Annotated in this window: 20 protein-coding genes; 15 read left to right on the top strand and 5 right to left on the bottom strand. The window is 70.9% G+C overall.

Translation table 11 applies throughout. The annotated features are described in order from the left end of the window. The first annotated feature begins 2 nt into the window (after window positions 1-2). On the top strand, window positions 3-431 hold the full coding sequence (locus AB0N82_RS12480) for an MSMEG_6728 family protein (RefSeq protein WP_315995509.1): 429 nt from the start codon (window positions 3-5) through the stop codon (window positions 429-431). 69 nt (window positions 432-500) lie between these two features. Here AB0N82_RS12480 and lipA read toward each other — a convergent pair whose 3' ends face one another. Beyond that, complete coding sequence (gene lipA / locus AB0N82_RS12475) at window positions 501-1535, bottom strand: lipoyl synthase (RefSeq protein WP_315995510.1); 1035 nt, start codon at window positions 1533-1535, stop codon at window positions 501-503. Next, window positions 1532-2170 carry a lipoyl(octanoyl) transferase LipB gene (gene lipB / locus AB0N82_RS12470; protein ID WP_363391950.1) on the bottom strand — a complete coding sequence of 213 codons (639 nt, stop codon included), beginning with the start codon at window positions 2168-2170 and terminating at the stop codon, window positions 1532-1534. The genes lipA and lipB overlap by 4 nt, the downstream gene beginning before the upstream one ends. A gap of 63 nt (window positions 2171-2233) precedes the next feature. Between lipB and AB0N82_RS12465 the strand changes: the two genes are divergently transcribed. Together AB0N82_RS12465 and ffh are read left to right on the top strand one after the other, a co-directional pair. Next, complete coding sequence (locus AB0N82_RS12465; protein ID WP_315995512.1) at window positions 2234-2779, top strand: helix-turn-helix domain-containing protein; 546 nt, start codon at window positions 2234-2236, stop codon at window positions 2777-2779. A 70-nt stretch (window positions 2780-2849) separates the two neighbouring features. Next, entirely contained in the window at window positions 2850-4394 is a 1545-nt protein-coding gene (gene ffh, locus AB0N82_RS12460; protein WP_363391947.1) for a signal recognition particle protein, read from the top strand. 18 nt (window positions 4395-4412) lie between these two features. Here the strand turns inward: ffh and AB0N82_RS12455 are convergent, their stop codons facing one another. Continuing rightward, window positions 4413-5156, bottom strand: a complete 744-nt coding sequence (locus AB0N82_RS12455; protein WP_363391945.1) for an SGNH/GDSL hydrolase family protein — start codon at window positions 5154-5156, stop codon at window positions 4413-4415. 49 nt (window positions 5157-5205) lie between these two features. Continuing rightward, a complete protein-coding gene (locus AB0N82_RS12450; protein WP_363391943.1) occupies window positions 5206-6369 on the bottom strand; it encodes a glutamate--cysteine ligase in 1164 nt (387 codons plus the stop codon). Between the two features lie 222 nt (window positions 6370-6591). Here AB0N82_RS12450 and rpsP point away from each other — a divergent pair, with 222 nt between their 5' ends. Genes rpsP through trmD form a run of 4 tightly spaced genes read left to right on the top strand, consistent with a single transcriptional unit; the run spans window position 6592 to window position 8591 of the window. After that, window positions 6592-7005, top strand: a complete 414-nt coding sequence (rpsP, locus tag AB0N82_RS12445; protein WP_315995516.1) for a 30S ribosomal protein S16 — start codon at window positions 6592-6594, stop codon at window positions 7003-7005. Window positions 7006-7010: 5 nt separating this feature from the next. Continuing rightward, on the top strand, window positions 7011-7241 hold the full coding sequence (locus tag AB0N82_RS12440) for an RNA-binding protein (RefSeq protein WP_315995517.1): 231 nt from the start codon (window positions 7011-7013) through the stop codon (window positions 7239-7241). After that, complete coding sequence (rimM, locus tag AB0N82_RS12435) at window positions 7241-7900, top strand: ribosome maturation factor RimM (protein ID WP_363391940.1); 660 nt, start codon at window positions 7241-7243, stop codon at window positions 7898-7900. Before AB0N82_RS12440 ends, rimM begins: the two co-directional genes overlap by 1 nt. A 1-nt stretch (window position 7901) precedes the next feature. After that, window positions 7902-8591 carry a tRNA (guanosine(37)-N1)-methyltransferase TrmD gene (gene trmD / locus AB0N82_RS12430; protein WP_363391938.1) on the top strand — a complete coding sequence of 230 codons (690 nt, stop codon included), beginning with the start codon at window positions 7902-7904 and terminating at the stop codon, window positions 8589-8591. A 173-nt stretch (window positions 8592-8764) separates the two neighbouring features. Here trmD and map read toward each other — a convergent pair whose 3' ends face one another. Beyond that, window positions 8765-9547 carry a type I methionyl aminopeptidase gene (gene map / locus AB0N82_RS12425; RefSeq protein WP_315995520.1) on the bottom strand — a complete coding sequence of 261 codons (783 nt, stop codon included), beginning with the start codon at window positions 9545-9547 and terminating at the stop codon, window positions 8765-8767. Window positions 9548-9663: 116 nt separating this feature from the next. Between map and AB0N82_RS12420 the strand changes: the two genes are divergently transcribed. The 8 genes from AB0N82_RS12420 (at window position 9664) to dprA (ending at window position 15794) form a co-directional block, all read left to right on the top strand. Beyond that, a complete protein-coding gene (locus AB0N82_RS12420; RefSeq protein ID WP_363391936.1) occupies window positions 9664-10155 on the top strand; it encodes an MFS transporter permease in 492 nt (163 codons plus the stop codon). 182 nt (window positions 10156-10337) lie between these two features. After that, window positions 10338-10685: a 50S ribosomal protein L19 gene (rplS, locus tag AB0N82_RS12415; protein WP_058231655.1), complete on the top strand. Its 348-nt coding sequence runs from the start codon at window positions 10338-10340 to the stop codon at window positions 10683-10685. A 139-nt stretch (window positions 10686-10824) separates the two neighbouring features. Further along, window positions 10825-11577, top strand: a complete 753-nt coding sequence (gene lepB / locus AB0N82_RS12410) for a signal peptidase I (protein WP_315995522.1) — start codon at window positions 10825-10827, stop codon at window positions 11575-11577. After that, on the top strand, window positions 11574-12227 hold the full coding sequence (locus tag AB0N82_RS12405; protein WP_315995523.1) for a ribonuclease HII: 654 nt from the start codon (window positions 11574-11576) through the stop codon (window positions 12225-12227). Before lepB ends, AB0N82_RS12405 begins: the two co-directional genes overlap by 4 nt. Before the next feature lie 74 nt (window positions 12228-12301). After that, window positions 12302-12625 (top strand): DUF2469 family protein, encoded by a 324-nt coding sequence (locus tag AB0N82_RS12400; RefSeq protein ID WP_055836674.1) that lies wholly within the window; start codon window positions 12302-12304, stop codon window positions 12623-12625. A 93-nt stretch (window positions 12626-12718) separates the two neighbouring features. Next, window positions 12719-13081 carry a YraN family protein gene (locus AB0N82_RS12395; protein WP_315995524.1) on the top strand — a complete coding sequence of 121 codons (363 nt, stop codon included), beginning with the start codon at window positions 12719-12721 and terminating at the stop codon, window positions 13079-13081. After that, the gene (locus tag AB0N82_RS12390; protein ID WP_363391932.1) at window positions 13078-14604 is read left to right on the top strand and encodes a YifB family Mg chelatase-like AAA ATPase; all 1527 of its coding nucleotides are present in this window, start codon (window positions 13078-13080) and stop codon (window positions 14602-14604) included. Before AB0N82_RS12395 ends, AB0N82_RS12390 begins: the two co-directional genes overlap by 4 nt. Beyond that, window positions 14601-15794, top strand: a complete 1194-nt coding sequence (gene dprA / locus AB0N82_RS12385) for a DNA-processing protein DprA (RefSeq protein WP_363391930.1) — start codon at window positions 14601-14603, stop codon at window positions 15792-15794. The genes AB0N82_RS12390 and dprA overlap by 4 nt, the downstream gene beginning before the upstream one ends. Window positions 15795-15884: the final 90 nt, after the last annotated feature.

Raw genomic sequence — 15884 nt, 5'->3', positions numbered from 1 at the left:
TCGTGCAGACCTTCCTGCCGTACCCGTCGTTCCGCGACTCCGCCGCCGCCCTCGACCCGAAGCGCCTCGGCAAGCAGCGCGTGGAGACGTTCCAGCTGCTCCGAGCGCTCACCGTGCCCGGTCACGGCTGGCGCCACCACCCGGCCGCGAAGATGTGGGACGGCCACCTGCCGGCCTTGGTCGCCTACGGTCTCGTGATGTCCGACGAGTGGATCGCCCAGGGCCACGCCGACACGGTGCGCGAGAAGATCCTGGCGTTCGCACCCGAGGTCGACGGCACCGCGCAGAGCGATCTCGACCTCCCGCCCTGGATCGGCGACGAGGCGTTCCACCTCGCGCACCGCTCCAACCTCGTCCGCAAGGACCCGGAGTTCTACGTCCCGCGGTTCGGCGACGTCGCCGACGACCTGCCGTACGTCTGGCCGGTCTGACGCGTCACGCCTCGGCTCGCGGATGCCGCGGCATCCGCTGCGGGGCGGACGCTCCCGGCATCCGTCGGCTCACACCGCCTGCGCGAAGCCGGCGTCGGCGGAGGCGATGTCCTTCGCGAGGTGAGCGAGGTGCGGGGGGATCTCGCGCCCCTTCGACACCATCGACTGCGCCCACAGGCGCCCCGCGCGGTACGACGAGCGCACCAGCGGGCCCGCCAGTACGCCGAGGAAGCCGATGCGTTCCGCCTCCTCCTTGAACTCCACGAACTCCGCGGGCTTCACCCAGCGCTGGACGGGGAGGTGGCGCGGGGTGGGGCGCAGGTACTGCGTGATCGTGATGATGTCCGTACCCGCTGCGTGCAGGTCTTCGAGCGCCCGCACGACCTCCTCGGGCTCCTCGCCCATGCCGAGGATGAGGTTCGACTTCGTGATGAGCCCCGCATCGCGCGCGGCGCTCAGCACCCCGAGGGAGCGGTCGTACCGGAAGGCGGGACGGATGCGCTTGAAGATGCGCGGCACCGTCTCGACGTTGTGCGCGAACACCTCGGGGCGCGAAGAGAACACCTCGTCGAGGTGCGCGGGGTTGCCCGAGAAGTCGGTCGCGAGGATCTCCACTCCCGTGCCGGGGTTCTCGGCGTGGATGCGACGCACCGTCTCGGCGTGCAGCCAGGCGCCCTCGTCGGGGAGGTCGTCGCGCGCGACGCCGGTCACGGTGGCGTAGCGCAGCTGCATGCGCGTGACGCTCTCGGCCACGCGGCGCGGCTCGTCGCGGTCGTAGTCGGCGGGTTTGCCGGTGTCGATCTGGCAGAAGTCGCAGCGGCGCGTGCACTGCGAGCCGCCGATGAGGAAGGTGGCTTCGCGATCCTCCCAGCACTCGAAGATGTTGGGGCACCCGGCCTCCTGGCACACGGTGTGCAGCTCTTCGGTCTTCACGAGGTTCTGCAGCGCGGTGTACTCGGGGCCCATCTTGGCCTTCGTCTTGATCCACTCGGGCTTGCGCTCGATCGGTGTCTCGGCGTTGCGCACCTCGAGCCTCAGCAGCTTCCGCCCGTTCGGGGCGGTGGATGCCGGAGCCCCGGCGCCGCCGGTCCCGCAGGCGCTCATGCGGCGACCGCCGCGTACTCGGCGCGGAAGACGCGTTCGATGGCGGGCACGAGATCGGCGGGGGAGACGTCGGCCCCGAGCACCTCGCTGACGGTGGTGACCCCGGCATCCGAGATCCCGCACGGCACGATGTGCCGGAACCCCGCGAGGGTGTTGTCGCAATTGACGGCGAAGCCGTGCATCGTCACTCCTTTTTCGACGCGGACACCGATCGCCGCGATCTTGTCGACGCCGAGGGGGCGTCGGACCCAGACGCCGCTGCGTCCCTCCACGCGGAACCCGTCGACGCCGTTCGCACCGAGGGCGCCGATCAGCAGCGCCTCGAGGCGCCGGACGTGCGCGACGACATCGATCGGCTCGGGCAGGCGAACGATCGGGTATCCCACGAGCTGCCCCGGCCCGTGCCAGGTGATCTTGCCTCCGCGGTCGACGTCGACCACGGGGGTGCCGTCGTCGGGGCGCTCGTGCGCCTCGGTGCGCTTCCCCGCCGTGTAGACGGCCTCGTGCTCGAGCAGGAGCAGGGTGTCGGCGCGGGTGCCGGCCACGACGTCCGCGTGGATGCGACGCTGGTGTGCCCAGCCGTCGAGATACGGGACGTAGTGCGGCGCGAGGCCGGCGTCGTGGATGTCGATCATCGACCCCTCCGATGTTGGATTGAGTCCAACAATACATCCCGGGTCGCGACATAGTCTGGAGCGGTGACCCCCGAGCCCCGCAGCGGCAGACCGCGCGCCTCCTCGCGCGAAGTGCTGTCGGAGGCCGCGTGCGAGCTGTTCCTCGAGCAGGGGTACGACGCGACCTCCGTCTCGGACATCACCCGCCGTGCCGGCGTGAGCCGCTCGAGCTTCTTCAACTATTTCTCCGCCAAGAGCGACGTGCTGTGGTCGGGCTTCGACGAACGGGTCGACGCGGCGGTCGCCGACCTGCGCGACGGGGGCGCCCCTCTCGAGGTCCTCGCCGCGATCGGCGACGGGCTCGCCCCGGACGCCCTCGCACTCGCCATCGTCAACGCGGATGCCATGGGGATCGCCGCCGAGCTGGATCGCGATCGTGCGATCCGCCAGTTCCGCCTGCAGCGCGAGGCCGCCGCGCGGCTGGTCCGCGAGGGCGCCGCACCCCTGGCCGCGCAGGTGCGCGCGGGCGCTCTGTCGGCGGCCGTCCTCGCCGCCGTCTGGGCATGGGCCGATCACACGGCCGGCCGCTCGTTGACCGACGCGATGTCAGAGGCCCTGGCCGCGGCGTGAGGGGCCGGCATCCGGTGTCGGGCCGTCCCCGGCGGCGGTCCGGGCCGTCGCCGCGTAAACTCGACTCATCATGGCGACTTTCGGCACCCTCTCCGACCGGCTCACAGAGACCTTCCGCAACCTCCGGAAGAAGGGCCAGCTCACGCCCGCCGATGTCGACGGGACGGTGCGCGAGATCCGCCGCGCCCTCCTCGACGCCGACGTCGCGCTGCCCGTGGTCAAGGAGTTCACCGCCGCGGTGCGCGAGCGCGCCCTCGGCGACGAGGTCAACCGGGCGCTGAACCCCGCGCAGCAGGTCGTGCAGATCGTCAACGACGAGCTCATCGGCATCCTGGGCGGACAGCAGCGCCGTCTGCAGTTCGCCAAGAACCCGCCGACCGTCATCATGCTCGCCGGCCTCCAGGGCTCCGGAAAGACGACCTTCGCCGGCAAGCTCGCCAAGATGCTCGAGAAGGACGGCCACACGCCCCTCCTCGTGGCGTGCGACCTCCAGCGTCCCAACGCCGTCAACCAGCTGCAGGTCGTCGCCGAGCGCGCCGGTGCCACCATCTACGCCCCCGAGCCGGGTAACGGCGTCGGCGACCCGGTCAAGGTCGCCCGCGACGGCGTCGCCTACGCGACGCGTCAGCAGCACGACATCGTCATCATCGACACCGCCGGACGTCTGGGCGTCGACGCCGAGCTGATGAAGCAGGCCGCCGACATCCGCACGGCCACCCAGCCCGACGAGGTGCTCTTCGTCATCGACGCGATGATCGGTCAGGATGCCGTGAACACGGCCAAGGCCTTCCAGGACGGCGTCGACTTCACCGGCGTGGTGCTGTCGAAGCTCGACGGTGACGCCCGCGGTGGCGCTGCCCTCTCGGTCGCCTCGGTCACCGGACGCCCGATCATCTTCGCGTCGACCGGTGAGGGTCTCGACGACGTCGAGCCCTTCCACCCCGACCGCATGGCGTCCCGCATCCTCGACCTCGGTGACATCCTCACCCTGATCGAGCAGGCGCAGTCGGCCTTCGACGAGGCCGAGGCGATGAAGGTCGCCGAGAAGCTCGCGACGGAGACCTTCACGCTCGAGGACTTCCTCGAGCAGATGCAGCAGATGAAGAAGATGGGCTCCATGAAGAAGATGCTCGGGATGCTCCCGGGCATGGGGAACATGAAGCAGCAGCTCGAGGACTTCGACGAGCGCGAGATCGACCGCACCGAGGCCATCATCCGCTCGATGACGCTGGCCGAGCGTCGCAACCCCAAGATCCTCAACGGTTCGCGCCGTCTGCGCATCGCGCGCGGTTCGGGCATGACCGTCACCGACGTCAACCAGCTCGTCCAGCGATTCGACCAGGCCGCGAAGATGATGAAGACCGTCGCGCGCGGCGGCGTGCCCAACATCCCCGGCATGGGGCCGGTGGGCGGAAAGCCCGGCGCCTCGTCGAAGCGCGGCAAGCAGCCGAAGGCCAAGGGGTCGCGCTCGGGCAACCCCGCCAAGCGGGCGGCCGAGAACGCCGGGATCGCGGCGACCACAGCCCCCACGGGTTCGGGGTTCGGTCTCGGCGGTCAGAACGCACCGAGCGAGGCCGACCTCGCCGAGCTGCAGAAGATGCTCGGTCGGGGCTGACCGGCGCGATCCGAGGCCCTAGGGCAGGATGCCGGCGTCCTGCAACGCCGACATGACGGTCTGCTCGATCGCCCGCTGCCCGCGGGGGGTGGGGTGGACGTCGTCCTCCTGCATCCACTCGGGGTGACCTCGCAGCGGCTGGCCGATGTCGAGATAGGTCCCGCCCACCGCGTCGACGGCTTCGCGCAACGCGTCGGAGGTGACGGCCGTGTCGTCGGGGACGTCGTCCTCGTCGTTCCAGATGGTGCTGAGCCCGACGATGCGCGCATCGGGGGCGGCGTCGTGCAGTTCGGCCACAGTGTCCTGGGTGTCGGCCCGGATCTCGTCGGCATCCTCCCAGAAGTCGTTGCTCGAGGATTCGACGATGAGCAGCTGAGGCTGCAGAGCGGCGACCGCGGGGACGAAGCCCGCGTAGGTGGTTCCGCAGTCGCCCTGCACGACGAAGCCCATCCCGGCACATGCGAGGTTCGTCATGGCCACCTCGCCGCGCGCGGCCAGCATGACCGGCCACGCCTCGGCGGGATCGAGACCGAAACCCGACATGAGCGAGTCGCCCAGGGCGACGGTGCGCACCGGCGCGGGGGTGATCGCGGGACTCGGCGTGACGGAGGCGGTGGCCTTCGGCGCCGGCAGCTGCGGGGCCGCCAAGGACGGCGTGGGGGCTGCACCGACCGGTTCGGCCGCGCACCCGGCGAGCAGGGCCACCGCTCCCGCGCAGAGGGCCACCAGCGAGGTCGCCCGAACGCGGCGCGCAGAATGCATGACGCGATCCTACGAGCGCGCGCCTATGAACCCGCGCGGAGACCGCCCTCTAGACGCGCAGCGCGGCGAGGTGCTCGCGCAGCGTGGGGCCACCCCGGAACTCGCGGATGAGATGCTGCACGACCTCGCGCAGGTCGCCGTCGGCCGCGTCGGCCACCGCGACCTGTCGAGCGGAGCTGCCCCCGGTGGCGAGGATGGTCTCGAGGCTCGCGAACTCGCGCGCGCACTTCAGCTCCAGCGCCACCTCGGCGAGCTCCTCCATGGTCTCGCGCAGGTGCTCCACCACCGGGCGCTGCGTGCCCTCGCGGTCGACGATCACCCGGGCGTCGAGCCCGTAGCGAGCGGCACGCCACTTGTTCTCGCGCGCGTACCAGGGCGGGATGCCGGGCAACTCGCGCCCCTCGTCGAGCAGGCGCGAGAAGTACTCGACCAGTGTCTGCGCGAGGGCCGCGACGGCGGCGAGCTCCGGCAGCGTCGACATCCCGTCGCATGCGCGGATCTCCACCGTTCCCCACTTCGGCGCCGGACGGATGTCCCACCGCACCTCGCTGGCATCCGCCATGACGCCGGTGCGCACCATGTCGTCGAGGTAGCCCTCGAAGTCGTCCCAGGTCTGCAGCTGCCAGGGGAGTCCCGCGGTCGGGAGCTGCTGGAAGACGAGGGCGCGATTCGAGGCGTACCCCGTGCGTTCGCCGGCCCAGAACGGGCTCGAGGCCGACAGCGCCTGCAGGTGGGGGAGGAACACGGTGAGGGCGTTGACGATGGGGATGACCTTGTCGACGTCGTCGACGCCGATGTGCACGTGGATGCCCCAGATCATCATGTTGCGGCCCCACCACTGGGTCCGCTCGATGAGCGTGTGATAGCGCGTCTTGTCGGTCACCTGCTGGTCGTACCACTGCGCGAACGGGTGGCTGCCGGCGCAGAGCAGCTCGACGCCGCGCGGCTCGGTCTCCTCGCGCAGCGCGCAGATCGCGTCGCCGATGTCGTCGACGGCCTCGGCGACGGTGTGGCCGACGCCGCTGGTCACCTCGACGGTGTTGGTGAGCAGCTCTCCGGTGACCGTGAAGCGCTCGAGCGCCGACTTCTCCTCGAGTTCCTCGAGGACCTCAGGGGCGCGCGGGACCAGGTCACCGGTCTCGCGGTCGGCGAGCATGAGCTCCCACTCCAGACCCACGGACGAACGCGTCGATGCAGCGAACGGGAGCCTCATGCGGTCAGTCTGACACGGGGCCCCGACGCGCCGATCCTCCGCTACCCTCCGTGTCGCGGCGTGTCGCCTGTCACCGCGAGGTCCGCGCGTCTGGCAGAATAGAGGGCTGGACCCGCCACTCGACCCTCTATCCAGTGTCGGTCCACCCTTTTGAGCTTCCGCCGGGTGTGCACCCCACTCTCCAGGCGTTCGGTTCGTTCGTTTTCATCATTTGGAGTCATCGTGGCTGTCAAGATCCGTCTCAAGCGCCTCGGAAAGATCCGCGCGCCCTACTACCGCATCGTCGTCGCCGACTCGCGCACCAAGCGCGACGGTCGCGTCATCGAGGAGATCGGCAAGTACCACCCGACCGAGGAGCCCTCGTTCATCGAGGTCGACTCGGACCGCGCGCAGTACTGGCTGTCGGTCGGCGCCCAGCCCACCGAGCAGGTCGCCGCCATCCTCAAGCTCACGGGCGACTGGGGCAAGTTCAAGGGCGACAAGGACGCCGTTTCGACCGTCAAGGTCCGCGAGCCCAAGGCCGCGTTCGAGGCCGACGCCTCGAAGAAGTCGGTCGTCAAGCCCAAGGCCGAGAAGAAGGCCGACGCTCCCGCCGAGGCGCCCGCTGAGGACGCCGCCGAGACCTCGGCCGAGTAATCCCCGTGCTGTCTGCCGCGCTCGAACACGTCGTCAAGGGGATCGTCGATCACCCGGATGCCGTCACCATCCGTTCCAGCACCTCGCCTCGCGGCGACGTGCTGGAGGTTCGCGTGCACCCCGATGACCGGGGCCGCGTGATCGGGCGCGGCGGACGCACCGCCAAAGCACTTCGCACGGTGGTGTCGGCTCTCGCCGACGGCCGCCGCGTGCGCGTCGACGTCGCCGACGACTGATGACGAACGACGAGACCGCGGGCGCCCAGCCCGCCAAGACTCAGCTCCGCGTCGGACGCCTCGTGAAGGCCCACGGCCTCAAGGGCGCGTTCAAGCTCGAGCTCTACACCGACGACCCCGATGGACGCTTCGCGCCGGGGAGCACGTTCACCCTCCAGGTTCCGGAGTCCTCGCCGTGGCACGGCCGCGAGCTGACGGTCCGCGAGTTCCGCTGGATGAACTCGCACCCGGTGGCCTTCTTCGAGGGCGTCGACGACCGCACCGCGGCGGAGGAGCTCGTCAAGGCGATCCTCTGGATCGATCAGGACACCTCCGAGGCGCCCGCCGAGGACGACGCGTGGTACGACCACCAGCTCGTCGGCCTCGACGTGGTCCGTGACGGGGCGGTCATCGGCCGCGTCGCGCGCGTCGACCACTTCCCCGCGCAGGACCTGCTGATCGTCAAGCAGTCCGGCGACGACCGCGAGGTGCTCGTCCCCTTCGTGAGCGCGATCGTGCCCGAGGTCGACATCGCGGGCGGCCGCGTCGTGGTCACGCCCCCGGCGGGGCTGTTCGAGGAGCTTCCCCCGGAGCCGGACGACGAGCAGGAGCCGACGTCCGAGCAGGCTTCCGCCGCCGACGCACCCGCCGACGACGCTCCCACCCACTCCGAGGACTGACGTGCGCATCGACGTCGTGTCGATCTTCCCGACGATCTTCGACGCGCTCGAGGTCTCCCTCCTCGGCAAGGCCCGGCAGAGTGGTCTCCTCGACGTGCAGGTGCACGATCTCCGTGCGTTCACGCACGATCGACACCGCACGGTCGACGACACCCCGTACGGCGGCGGCGCCGGAATGGTGATGAAGCCGGAGCCGTGGGGCGAGGCCCTCGACGCCATCGTCGGCGAGGCCGATCCGCGCCCCGTGATCGTCTTCCCCTCTCCGGCGGGCGAGCGTTTCACCCAGTCGATAGCCCGCGAGCTGTCCACGGCCCCGCACCTGGTCTTCGGATGCGGCCGGTACGAGGGCATCGACGAGCGCGTCTTCGACTACGCGTCCGAGCTCGGCGACGTGCGGCTTCTCTCGCTCGGCGACTACGTCCTCAATGGCGGCGAGGTCGCCGTCATGGCGATGCTCGAGGCCATCGGCCGGCTGGTGCCCGGCGTGGTCGGCAACCCCGAGAGCCTCGTCGAGGAGTCGCACGAGGACGGCCTGCTCGAGTACCCGTCCTTCACGAAACCCGCGACGTGGCGCGAGCGCGAGGTACCCCCGGTGCTGCTGAGCGGCAACCACGGCGCCGTCGCGCGCTGGCGCCGTGAGCAGCAGCTCGAGCGCACGCGGACGCGTCGCCCCGATCTGCTCGCCGACTGAGCGTCCGCGTTCCGGCTCCGGCGGCGTCCAGCCGCCACCTCGTGTTCGCCGCGCCCGACGTCGGCGCGTTCCGCGCCCGGCGGGGCGCGCACGCCGCGATTGCCGTGCGGTGCTGCGCGGCCCGAACGCGACGGATGCCGCGACCCCGGGGCCGCGGCATCCGGAACACGAACTCAGTCGACGCCGAGGAACGACCGGTCGGTGAGCACGATCGGGCCGGCGGCGGTGATCGCGACGGTGTGCTCGGAGTGCGCGCCGCGGGAGCCGTCGGCGCTGCGCAGCGTCCAGCCGTCGGGGTCGGTCACGAGCTCGTCGGTCGTCTGGAGGAACCACGGCTCGAGGGCGACGACCAGGCCGTCACGGAGGGGATACCCGCGACCCGCCTTGCCGTCGTTCGCGACGTGCGGGTCGCCGTGCATCGTGCGCCCCACGCCGTGGCCGCCGAAGTCGGTGTTGATGCTCAGGCCCTCGGCGTGCGCCACTGCGGCGACGGCGGCGGAGATGTCGCCGATCTTGTGACCTACCGTCGCGGCGTCGATCGCCGCGGCGAGGGCGCGCTGCGTGGTGTCGATGAGGGCGAGGTCCTCGTCGCGGGGCGTGCCGACCACGAACGATACGGCGGAGTCGGCGACCCACCCGTCGACGGAGGCGGCGAAGTCGAGCGAGACGAGGTCTCCGTCGCGCAGGACGTAGTCGTGGGGGAGCCCGTGCAGGACGGCGTCGTTGATCGAGGTGCACAGCACCTTGCCGAACGGGCTCGCGCCGAACGACGGGTGGTAGTCGATGTAGCAGGACTCCGCCCCGGCCGAACGGATCATGTCGTGCGCGCGACGATCGAGGTGCAGGAGGTTGGTGCCCACCTTGGTCTCGTCGCGCAGCGTGGCCAGCACCTCCGCGACGAAGCGACCCGCGGGGCGCATCGCGTCGATCTCGGCCGGCGTACGCAGTTCGATCATGGTGGTTCCCTTTCGTCGAGCTTCCATTCTCCCCGATCGATGCGGATGCCGTGGGCTCGGGCGCGGCCATGGACTTCTCAAAGGTGCCGCACATGGTCGCGCCCTAGCATCGGCTCATGGTGCTGCGCCGTCTGTTCTTCCGCTGGATGTTCCCGGCCGCCGTCGTGCTGCCGCTGTGGCTGTTCGTCGGCTGGATCGTCTTCTCGGGCGGGAGCGGGTGGGCGCTGCTCTGGCTGTTCGTCGCCATGCCCGCCGTCTTCGTCTCGCAGCTGCTGCTGTCGCTGCTGGTCCGCGCACGGGGGAGCGTCCGCGAATCCCGCGCGGTGTCCTGGCGCGACGCGGTCGGCATCGGGCTCTGGCACCTCGTCATCGTCGCGCTCGGACTGTTCGACTCGCGGGTGTTCTTCCCGCTCCTCGTGCTGTCGGTCGTGGGAGCGCTCGTGCTGTTCTGGTCATCGCTCGCTCAGGTGTGGAACGAGGCCCGCGGCGCCGGGACCGTGCTGCACGCGACCGATGGCACCGCGTACATCCCGGCGCCGCAGGAGCGTCCGCAGCAGAGGGTCGACGGTGACGTCATCGTCGTGTCGGAGTCGCGACGCGCTGAGTGATCGCCGCGGCGCCGCTGGCGCACGCACGTTTTGGTCGCGACGCCGGAACATGGCAGAATGATCCTTTGTGCCCTGACCGGCTCTGCCTCAGGGGAGTCCGCCGCATCCGCGGCTCGGGCACGCCTCACCTTTTCCCTTTTCATCGTGCGATCGACCTGTGGCGGTCGCAGGAAGTGACGATCATGCAGATCCTCGACTCCGTCGACGCGGCTTCGCTCCGCTCCGACATCCCCGCCTTCGCCCCCGGCGACACCGTCAAGGTGCACGTCAACATCACCGAAGGCAACCGCTCGCGTATTCAGGTGTTCCAGGGCGTCGTCATCGGTCGCTCGGGCGACGGCGTGCGCGAGACCTTCTGCGTCCGCAAGGTCAGCTTCCAGGTCGGCGTCGAGCGCACCTTCCCGGTCCACAGCCCCGTGATCGACCACATCGAGGTCGTCACCCGTGGTGACGTGCGTCGCGCGAAGCTCTACTACCTGCGCAGCCTGCGTGGCAAGAAGGCCAAGATCAAGGAGAAGCGCGACCGCTGAGTCGACTCTCTCGAACGCCCCGTGGGTTTCCCCACGGGGCGTTCGGCGTTTTCGCGGCGACGCGGTCACGGTGCGGCACGCGGGTGTGCGACCCTTGTTGCTGCGGTTCTCCGGTGTGCGGGAACCCGGTGAAGGAAACATGAGCGACCAGACCGCCTCGACCCCGGATGCCGTGTCCCCGGCATCCCGTTCCACCGTCCGCCGTCGAGGCTGGGGGTCGTTCCTGCGCGACCTCGTCGTGATCGTGGTCATCGCGCTGCTGGTGTCGTTCCTGGTCAAGACGTTCGTGGTGCGATCGTTCTACATCCCGTCGGCGTCGATGGAGAACACCTTGATGATCAAGGATCGGATCCTCGTCGACGAGCTCACCCCGCGCTTCGGCGAGTACTCCCGGGGGGACGTCGTGGTGTTCCGCGATCCGGGTGGATGGCTCGACACGGCCCCGGCCCCGGAGCGGTCCGCATTCGTGGAGGGCGTGGACTGGGTGCTGTCCCTCTTCGGCCTGTCGGCCCCCGACAGCGACGACCACCTCATCAAGCGCGTCATCGGCACGCCGGGCGACCACGTCGTCTGCTGCAACGCCCTGGGGCAGACAACCGTCAACGGCGTGCCGCTCGACGAGAGCTACGTGCGCCTGGCGCCGGGAGCCACGGCTCCCGAACCCGTTCCCTACGACGTCACCGTGCCCGACGGTTCCCTCTGGGTCCTCGGCGACAACCGCAACAGCTCGCGCGACTCGCGCTTCAACCAGGCGCAGCCGGGGCAGGGCTTCGTTCCGATCGACAACGTCGTCGGCCGCGCGTTCGTCATCACCTGGCCCTTCGACCGGTTCGGGCTGATCGATTTCCATCACGAGGTGTTCGCGGGGGTCCCCGCGCCGGGGCAGCAGTGATCGAGCCGACCCTCACCCTGGAACGCCGACTGCTCAAGCAGCACGCGATCGTCATCGCGTGCGACGAGGTCGGCCGAGGGGCCCTCGCAGGCCCGGTCGCCGTCGGCGCTGCCGTGGTCGATCCGGCCCGCTCGCGTAAGCGCGTGCCGGCGGGTCTGCGCGACTCGAAGCTCGTTCCCGAGGCGCGCCGGCCGGAGGTCGCCTCCCGCGCGGCGGCGTTCGTGCAGCACAGCGCGGTCGGGTGGGCGAGCTCGGTCGAGGTCGATGAGATCGGCATCATCCGCGCGCTCGGGCTCGCCGCGGTCCGCGCGATCGCCGACCTGCGCGCTCACGGCGTCGTCCCGGAGGAGGCCGTCGTCATCCTCGACGGCAATCACGACTACATCACGCCGGCGGGGGAGTCGGGTCTGACGGTGCGCCCGGTCATCAAGGCCGACCGTGACTGCGCGAGTGCGGCCGCGGCGTCCGTCATCGCGAAGGTCGCGCGCGACGCCCTCATGACCGGGCTGCACGACGACCTGCCCGTGTACGGGTGGGCGCGGAACAAGGGCTACGCGAGCCTCGATCACCGCGAGGCCATCTCCCTGCACGGGATGAGCACGCACCATCGCCATTCGTGGGCCATCGCGGCGGCGCCGACGCTGTTCTGACACCCGGGTGGACGCGCCCGGGCGGGTGCTCCCGTGCGGCTGCGGTCGTCGCGCGCGCCTAGGATGGGAAAACCATGGATGACGACGTCTTCGAGGATTACGACCGCGAACTCGAACTGGCCCTGTACCGCGAGTACCGCGATGTCGTGCGCCAGTTCACCTACGTGATCGAGACCGAGCGCCGGTTCTACCTCGCGAACGACGTCAACGTCGTCCGCCGCGACACCGAGCACGACTTCTACTTCGAGATCTCGATGACCGACGTGTGGGTGTGGGACATCTACCGCGCCGACCGCTTCGTGAAGTCCGTGCGCGTGCTGACGTTCAAGGACGTCAACGTCGAGGAGCTCTCGCGCCACGACTTCCAGCTGCCCGACGAACTGTCGCTCGACAACTGACGCCTCCTCCCCACTCCGGCCCTCCCTCGATCCATCCACCGACAGGGCTCCGGGCTCCACGGGGAGGATGAGCCTGCTGCCACGCTCTCGGGCATGGCAGCGAAAGACGACCTCGGCAGAGCCGGAGAAGACCGCGCGGTCGCCTATCTGATCGGCGACGGCTACCGCATCCTGGCGCGCAATTGGCGATGTCCACAGGGGGAGATCGACGTCGTGGCCGAGCGCAGCGGCACGCTCGTCGTCGTCGAGGTCAAGACCCGACGCAGTGAGGACTACGGTCACCCGTTCGAGGCAGTCGATCGACGGAAGGCCGAGCGCCTCTGGCGGCTGTCGATGGCCTGGCTCGCCGAGCATCCGCAGCACGCGCGCGGGCGTCGTCTGCGGGTCGACGTCATCGGCCTGATCGGTGACGATCCCGCCGACGCGCGCCTCGAGCACCTCGAGGACGCCCTGTGACGGTTGCGCGCACGTGGGCGGTGGCGTTGACGGGACTGCGCGGCGACCTGGTCGAGGTCGAGGCGGACGTGTCGTCGCAGACTCCCGAGTTCGCGATCATCGGCCTGGCCGACAAGGCCCTGGGCGAAGCGGGCCGGCGGGTGCGCAATGCGTGCGCCAACCGTGGCCTGGACCTCCCCAAGCGGCGGATCACCGTCAACCTCTCCCCGGCGAGTCTGCCCAAGCGCGGCTCGGGCTTCGACGTCGCGATCGCCGTCGCGGCCCTCGCGACCTCCGTGCGGATGGATGCCGCTCACGTCGCCGACACGGTCCACATCGGCGAGCTCGGACTCGACGGTCGGCTGCGGCCCGTGGCCGGGGTCCTCCCCGCGGTCGTGGCGGCCCGCGCCGCGGGGCTGACCCGGGTCGCCGTACCGAAGGCGAACGCGGCGGAGGCGGCACTGGTCGACGGCATGGAGGTGTACCCGGCCGTCTGCCTCGCCGACGTGGTGCGCTGGCACGGGGGCAGCAGCGAGGCGCCCGACCTGGCCGCCGTCGAGCTGCCCGAATCTGCCGAACCGGCCGACGCCGTGCTCGATCTGGCTGACGTGGTGGGCCAGCGCGAGGCGGTCGAGGCCCTCGTGGTGGCGGCCGCGGGCGGGCATCACGTCCTCATGAGCGGACCACCGGGGGCCGGTAAGACCATGCTGGCCCGCCGACTGCCCGGCATCCTGCCGCCGCTCGACGACGAGGCGGCCCTGTCCGTCGCGTCGGTGCGCTCGCTCTCCGGCGAGACCGTGACCCGTCTGACGCGCGTACCGCCGTTCGAGAGTCCCCACCACGGGGCGACGGCGGCCGCGCTCATCGGGGGCGGCTCCGGAGTGATCCGCCCGGGCGCGATCGCGCGGGCGAGTGAGGGCGTTCTGTTCCTCGACGAGGGCGGGGAATTCCCGGCCACGGTCTTGGACGCCCTGCGGCAACCGCTCGAGAGCGGGGTGATCCAGGTGCATCGCTCCGGCGTGGCGGCGACCTATCCGGCGCGGTTCCAGCTGGTGGTGGCCACCAATCCGTGTCCGTGCGGGCAGTACGGCGTCCCGGGAGCCACGTGCGAATGCGCCCCGCAAGCGATCCGCCGCTACACCCGGCGCCTGTCGGGACCGCTGCTGGACCGCATCGACATCGACCTTCGCCTGCAACGCGTCTCGTCGGTGCGCCGCGACTTCGCAGGCGCGACGATGACGACGGCGCATGCCCGGTCGCTGGTGGCGGAGGCACGCGCCCGTGCCGCGCGACGGTGGGACGAGACGCCGTGGCGGCGGAACGCCGATGTCCCCGGAACCTGGCTGCGCGGACCCGCTGCGCCGAGCTCCGAGGTGCTCGCGCCGCTCGACGTCGCGCTGCGACGAGGCGCCCTGACGCTGCGCGGATACGACCGCCTCATGCGCGTCGCCTGGACGGTCGCCGACATCGCCGGCCACGACCGCTTGGAGGCAGCCGACGTCGGTCGAGCGCTCTTCCTGCGGCGCGGAGCGAACGCCTCATGATCCCCATCGAACTGTCCGAGGCGTCGGCGCGCCGCGCGCTCGACGGGCTTCGCGAGGGCGTCGACCTCGGCGACGAACCGCTCGACCCGGCGGAGGTCTATGCGCGCGCGGTGTGGAGCGTGCTCGTCGAGCCGGGAGACAGCGAGGCGGGCGTGCTGATCGCGGCCGTCGGCGCCGCCGCAGCGCTCCGTGTGGTGATGGACGGCCGCGGTGACGCCCTCGACCGGGCACGAGCGCGATGGATGCCGAGACTCCAGGGTTCGGCGGTCGACGGCGCTCTCGACGCGGCTCGGCGATGCGGCGCCCGCCTCGTGGTTCCCGGAGATGAGGCGTGGCCAGCGCGCTTCGGAGATCTCGAGGCGCACGCCCCGGTCGCCCTCTGGCGACGGGGGAGAGGGACGCCGTCGGATGCGCCCACGGTCGCTCTCGTGGGCGCGCGTGCCGCGACCGCGTACGGCGAAGGTGTGGCGGCCGATCTCGCCGCCGAGCTCGCGGCGGCAGGTGCGGTGGTGATCTCCGGCGCCGCCTACGGCATCGACGGCGCGTGCCACCGGGGTGCGCTGTCGATGGGTGGCACGACGGTGGCCTTCCTCGCCGGAGGGGTCGACCGCCCGTACCCCCGCGGACATGAGGGTCTTCTGGAGCGGATTGCGGCGACGGGGGCCGTGTGGAGCGAGACCCCGTGCGGAGCGGCGCCGACGAAGTGGCGGTTCCTCGGGAGGAACCGCCTCATTGCGGCGATGGCCCACGCGGTCGTCGTCATCGAGGCCGGCTGGCGGAGCGGATCCCTGAACACCGCCGGCCACGCCGCGATGCTCGGCAGGCGGCTCGGGGCGGTGCCCGGTCCGATCACGAGTGCGGCGTCGGCCGGATGCCATCGGGTGCTGCGCGAATTCGACGGCGTGTGCGTGACGTCGGCGGCGGACGTCCTCGAAATGCTGGGAGCGGACGGCCCTCCCGCGGGCGACAGTGGGCGCGCCGCCGATGCCGGCAGGACCGATGACACCACGAGGCTGTTCGACGCGCTGTCGCCTCGATCGGCGAGGTCGGTCGACGATGTGGCACGACGGAGTGGACTCGCCCGTGACGATGCCGCCGTCCTGCTCGGCTTCGCGGAGTTGGAGGGTCGTGCCGTCCGCGGCGACGACGGCGCGTGGCGTTCGGTGACGCGGGGGAGTACTCGGCCATGAGAGGGGGCGACGCCGCGTCCGGCTGCAGCGCGGCGGTCCTGGGCGGAGCGCATCGTCGGCGACGGGCCGAGGGCCGGGGCACCGGCTCGC

Origin of the sequence: Microbacterium sp. NPDC089186 (genome assembly GCF_040685115.1) — a bacterium.
GTDB classification, from domain to species: Bacteria; Actinomycetota; Actinomycetes; order Actinomycetales; family Microbacteriaceae; genus Microbacterium; species Microbacterium galbum.
This window is presented reverse-complemented; position numbering and strand designations above follow the sequence as displayed.

Excerpts from the sequence above, each read along its gene's own strand:
- rplS (WP_058231655.1), top strand. The coding sequence starts at position 10,338 with ATGCAGATCCTCGACTCCGTCGACGCGGCTTCGCTCCGCTCCGACATC.
- map (WP_315995520.1), bottom strand. The coding sequence starts at position 9,547 with ATGATCGAACTGCGTACGCCGGCCGAGATCGACGCGATGCGCCCCGCG.
- AB0N82_RS12395 (WP_315995524.1), top strand. The coding sequence starts at position 12,719 with ATGGCAGCGAAAGACGACCTCGGCAGAGCCGGAGAAGACCGCGCGGTC.
- rimM (WP_363391940.1), top strand. The coding sequence starts at position 7,241 with ATGACGAACGACGAGACCGCGGGCGCCCAGCCCGCCAAGACTCAGCTC.
- dprA (WP_363391930.1), top strand. The coding sequence starts at position 14,601 with ATGATCCCCATCGAACTGTCCGAGGCGTCGGCGCGCCGCGCGCTCGAC.
- ffh (WP_363391947.1), top strand. The coding sequence starts at position 2,850 with ATGGCGACTTTCGGCACCCTCTCCGACCGGCTCACAGAGACCTTCCGC.
- lipB (WP_363391950.1), bottom strand. The coding sequence starts at position 2,170 with ATGATCGACATCCACGACGCCGGCCTCGCGCCGCACTACGTCCCGTAT.
- lipA (WP_315995510.1), bottom strand. The coding sequence starts at position 1,535 with ATGAGCGCCTGCGGGACCGGCGGCGCCGGGGCTCCGGCATCCACCGCC.
- lepB (WP_315995522.1), top strand. The coding sequence starts at position 10,825 with ATGAGCGACCAGACCGCCTCGACCCCGGATGCCGTGTCCCCGGCATCC.
- AB0N82_RS12420 (WP_363391936.1), top strand. The coding sequence starts at position 9,664 with ATGGTGCTGCGCCGTCTGTTCTTCCGCTGGATGTTCCCGGCCGCCGTC.
- AB0N82_RS12400 (WP_055836674.1), top strand. The coding sequence starts at position 12,302 with ATGGATGACGACGTCTTCGAGGATTACGACCGCGAACTCGAACTGGCC.
- AB0N82_RS12455 (WP_363391945.1), bottom strand. The coding sequence starts at position 5,156 with ATGCATTCTGCGCGCCGCGTTCGGGCGACCTCGCTGGTGGCCCTCTGC.
- AB0N82_RS12450 (WP_363391943.1), bottom strand. The coding sequence starts at position 6,369 with ATGAGGCTCCCGTTCGCTGCATCGACGCGTTCGTCCGTGGGTCTGGAG.